The sequence below is a fragment of the Streptomyces viridosporus genome, assembly GCF_002078235.1.
Lineage (GTDB): Bacteria > Actinomycetota > Actinomycetes > Streptomycetales > Streptomycetaceae > Streptomyces > Streptomyces viridosporus.
In genome coordinates, this window is the sequence record NZ_MSGP01000318.1 from 1 (window position 1) to 4,050 (window position 4,050).

Here is a 4,050-nt window from a genome sequence, read left to right on the forward strand (position 1 = left end):
GTGCTGGGCGAGGCCGTCACCCCCGAGGTCGCCGCCGCCTGGGACGAGGTCTACTGGCTGATGGCGAACGCCCTGATCGCCCTCGAGAAGCGGCTCCACGAGGAGCGCGGCGGGCACCGGTGGCGGGCCTGGGAGGTGGTCGAGCGGATCACCGAGACCGCCGACGTCGCGACCTTCCGGCTGCGCCCGGTCGACGGCGGCCCGGTGCGCGCCTTCCGCGCGGGGCAGTACGTCTCCGTCCGCGTCGCCCTCGCGGACGGCGCCCGGCAGATACGGCAGTACAGCCTCTCCGGGGCGCCCGGCCCCGACGAGCGGCAGTTCAGCGTCAAGCGCGTGCGCGAGGAGTCGGCGCCCGACGGCGAGGTGTCCCACCACCTGCACGCGCGGGTGCGGGCCGGTGACGTCCTGGAGCTGTCCGAGGCCTACGGCGACCTGGTGATCGACGCCGACGCGGACACCCCCCTGCTGCTGGCCTCCGCCGGGATCGGCGTGACCCCGATCACCGCGATGCTGGCGCACCTCGCCGAGAGCGGGCACCGCGCCCCGGTCACCGTCGTGCACGGCGACCGCTCCCCCGCCGACCACGCCCTGCGCACGGACCACGAGGCGTTCGCGGCCAAGCTGCCGGACGCGACCGTGCACTTCTGGTACGAGCAGGACGCCCCCGCGGGCACCCGCACCGGCTACGTCGACCTGGCCCCCGTGCCGGTCGTCCCGGGCACCCGCGCCTACCTGTGCGGCCCGCTGCCGTTCATGCGGGCGGTGCGTGAGCAGCTGATCGCCAAGGGCGTGGCGCCGGCCGACATCCACTACGAGGTGTTCGGTCCCGACCTGTGGCTGGCCGAGCAGGGCTGAGCCGAGGACGGCGGGACCTCCGCGGCCGTCCCGGGGGTGTCAGGCGCTTTCCTGGCGGACCCGCGGGATGCCGAGCAGGAGCGGACCCGTCGGGTCCGCGGCGAGGTCCGCCACCGTGATCGGGTCCAGCGAGGCGAAGAACGCCTCCTGGGCCCGGCGCAGCGCGCCGCGCAGGCGGCAGTCCGAGCGCAGCGGACAGGGGGCGGTGGCGGAGCCGCCCTCGCAGTCGACGACGTCGCCCTCGCCCTCGAAGGCGCGGACCAGCGCGCCCACGGAGGCCCCGCGCCCCTCCTCCGTGAGGGTCAGGCCGCCACCGCGGCCGCGCCGGGCGGTGAGCAGCCCCCGGTGCCGGAGGTCGGCGACGACCTTCGCGGCGTGGGTGTACGGCACGTCCATGGCCGCCGCGACGTCACGCGTCGTCGGCTGGGAGCCGCCGGCCACGGCGAGGCGCATGAGGACCCGCAGGGCCAGGTCGGTGGAGCGCAGCAGCCGCATACCGGGCAGGGTAGGTAATCGGCATCCCGGCTTCAAATATGAAGTCGCGCGGACGAGCGCGGTGGAGGACCTCGGCCGCGGAGCGCGGTCCGGGCGGCCGGGCGGCCGGAGTTCCACCCCGACGATCCGCTCGGTCGCCGCGGGCGGGCACCGCCGGCCGCCCCCGTCGCCCTGCAAGGGCGGCCGGGGCGCGGCGGTCGCCGGGGTCCACATCCGGTCATTCCCGTCGCCCTCTACGACTCGCCCGATTTCCCCATTACGATCAGCTCACCCGTTCGTCCCACCATCCTCCGGAGGGCACTCCCCCATGGGCTCCGCCAAGAAGAGCAGTGCGGCACGTACGGCACGGATAGAGGAGATGCGGCGCGCGGAGCAGACCCGTGAACGCCGCAACCGGATCCTCGCCATCACCGCCGGGGTGGTGGCGGTCACCGGGCTCGTGGCCGGCAGCGTGGTCCTGATCCAGTCGCAGTCGGACGACGGCGACAGCGCGGCGGCCGACACGAAGGCCGCCGACGGCCGCTTCGTCACCGGTGCGGACGGGGTGCGGAAGTGGGAGGGGACGCTGGGCCGCAACCACGTCACCAAGTCGGTGACGTACCCGGTCTCGCCCCCGGTCGGCGGGGACCACAACCCGGTCTGGATGAACTGCGACGGGAACGTCTACACCGACGAGATCGACAACACCAACGCCGTCCACTCGCTGGAGCACGGCGCGGTGTGGGTGACGTACGACGAGCGGGCCGGCAAGGCGGACGTCGAGGCGCTCGCGGCGAAGGTGAAGAAGACGCCGTACACCCTGATGAGCCCGGTCGACGGCCAGAAGGACCCGATCATGCTCACGGCCTGGGGTCACCAGCGCACGGTGACCGGGGCGGACGACCCCGCCGTCGACGCGTTCCTCCAGAAGTTCGTCCAGGGCGAGCAGACGCCCGAGCCGGGTGCCGCCTGCACCGGCGGGCTGAACGGATGAGGCAGGCCGGACTGGTCGCGGGGGCCGCGGTGCTCGCGCTCCTCGCGGCCGGTGCGATCAGCTACGCGGTCGCCGGGGACGAGGGAACGGACCGTACCCCTTCCGCCGACTCCGCGGACGCCGGGTTCGCCCGGGACATGGCCGTGCACCACCAGCAGGCCGTCGAGATGTCGTACCTCGTGCGGGACCGGACGGACGACGAGGAGGTCCGGCGGCTCGCCTACGACATCGCCCAGACGCAGGCCAACCAGCGGGGCATGATGCTGGGCTGGCTCGACCTGTGGGAGCTGCCGAAGGTGTCCGCCGATCCTCCGATGACGTGGATGGGCATGGGGGACGCGGCCTCCGGCGAGGACGGCGCGTTGATGCCGGGGATGGCGACCGACGCCGAGATGGAGCGGCTGGGGACCCTGGAGGGGAAGCAGGCGGAGGTCTTCTACCTCCAGCTCATGACGGACCACCACAAGGGCGGGGTCCACATGGCGCAGGGGTGTGTCCACGCGTGTGAGGTCCGGGTGGAGAAGCGGCTCGCCCGGGGCATGGTGGAGGCGCAGGAGTCGGAGATCGGGCTGATGACGGAGATGCTGCGGGAGCGGGGGGCGGCGCCCCGGCCGTAGGGGGCCGGGGCGGCGTGGTCCGGCCCGGTGTGGTTCGGCGCGGTCCGGCCCGGTCCGGTTCGGTCTGTGCGGCGTCCGTCCCTCTCCGTACGGCGCCCGCCCTTCACATCGTGTCGCTTTGACGATTACGGTGATTACACTGGGTCCGTGCCTCAACTACGTCTCGCCCTGAATCAGATCGACTCGCGCGTCGGTGACCTCGACGGCAACACCGAAACGATCCTCCGCTGGACCCGGCACTCCGCCGAGCGGGGAGCCCACCTGGTGGCGTTCCCGGAGATGGTGCTGACCGGGTATCCCGTCGAGGACCTCGCCCTCAGGTCGTCCTTCGTGGAGGCCTCCCGCGCGGCCCTGCGCTCGCTCGCCGCGCGGCTCGCCGAGGAGGGCTTCGGGGAGCTCCCGGTGGTCGTCGGCTACCTCGACCGCAGTGCGGCCGCCCAGCCGAAGTACGGGCAGCCGGCGGGCGCGCCGCAGAACGCCGGCGCCGTGCTGTACGGCGGCGAGGTGGTGCTGGCCTTCGCCAAGCACCACTTGCCGAACTACGGGGTCTTCGACGAGTTCCGGTACTTCGTGCCGGGCGACACCATGCCGGTGGTGCGGGTGCACGGCGTCGACGTCGCCCTCGCCATCTGCGAGGACCTGTGGCAGGACGGGGGGCGGGTGCCCGCAGCCCGGTCCGCCGGGGCCGGACTGCTCCTGTCGATCAACGCCTCGCCGTACGAGCGCGAGAAGGACGACACCCGGCTGGAGCTCGTGCGCAAGCGGGCGCAGGAGGCCGGGTGCACGACCGCCTACCTCGCGATGACGGGCGGGCAGGACGAACTCGTCTTCGACGGGGACTCGATCGTCGTCGACCGCGACGGTGCGGTCGTGACGCGTGCGCCGCAGTTCACCGAGGGGTGTTTCGTGGTCGACCTCGACCTGCCCGCCGCCGCGGCCGACGCGCCGACGGGCACCGTCGACGACGGGCTGCGGATCGACCGGGTCGTGCTGTCCGAGGCGCCGCTGCCCGCGTACGAGCCGCTCCGCGCACCCGCCGGCCTGCTCCGGCTCGTACGCGGGCAGCGGCGCCTCGGACAGCACGACCCGGTCGAACCGCAGCCCGGCGTC

The 4,050-nt window shown here is 73.6% G+C and carries 5 protein-coding genes; 4 read left to right on the forward strand and 1 reads right to left on the reverse strand.

All coding sequences use genetic code 11. From position 1 onward, the window contains the following. Positions 1-855 (forward strand): FAD-binding oxidoreductase (locus B7L92_RS22380; protein WP_081239255.1); only part of this gene is annotated, 855 nt, incomplete at its 5' end. Positions 856-894: 39 nt separating this feature from the next. Here B7L92_RS22380 and B7L92_RS22385 read toward each other — a convergent pair. Continuing rightward, positions 895-1,350, reverse strand: coding sequence for an RrF2 family transcriptional regulator (locus B7L92_RS22385; RefSeq protein ID WP_081239256.1), 456 nt, complete (start codon positions 1,348-1,350; stop codon positions 895-897). 307 nt (positions 1,351-1,657) lie between these two features. On the opposite strand from B7L92_RS22385, the gene B7L92_RS22390 reads away from it, so the two are divergent. The 3 genes from B7L92_RS22390 to B7L92_RS22400 all read left to right on the forward strand — a co-directional run. Continuing rightward, positions 1,658-2,323, forward strand: a complete 666-nt coding sequence (locus tag B7L92_RS22390) for a thioredoxin-like domain-containing protein (protein WP_081239257.1) — start codon at positions 1,658-1,660, stop codon at positions 2,321-2,323. Continuing rightward, positions 2,320-2,940, forward strand: coding sequence for a DUF305 domain-containing protein (locus B7L92_RS22395; protein ID WP_016826573.1), 621 nt, complete (start codon positions 2,320-2,322; stop codon positions 2,938-2,940). The genes B7L92_RS22390 and B7L92_RS22395 overlap by 4 nt, the downstream gene beginning before the upstream one ends. A gap of 147 nt (positions 2,941-3,087) precedes the next feature. Further along, a partial coding sequence (locus B7L92_RS22400; protein WP_304364707.1) for a nitrilase-related carbon-nitrogen hydrolase occupies positions 3,088-4,050 on the forward strand: 963 nt, incomplete at its 3' end.

Coding starts and splice junctions, on each gene's coding strand:
- B7L92_RS22390 (WP_081239257.1), top strand. CDS start 1,658: ATGGGCTCCGCCAAGAAGAGCAGTGCGGCACGTACGGCACGGATAGAG.
- B7L92_RS22385 (WP_081239256.1), bottom strand. CDS start 1,350: ATGCGGCTGCTGCGCTCCACCGACCTGGCCCTGCGGGTCCTCATGCGC.
- B7L92_RS22395 (WP_016826573.1), top strand. CDS start 2,320: ATGAGGCAGGCCGGACTGGTCGCGGGGGCCGCGGTGCTCGCGCTCCTC.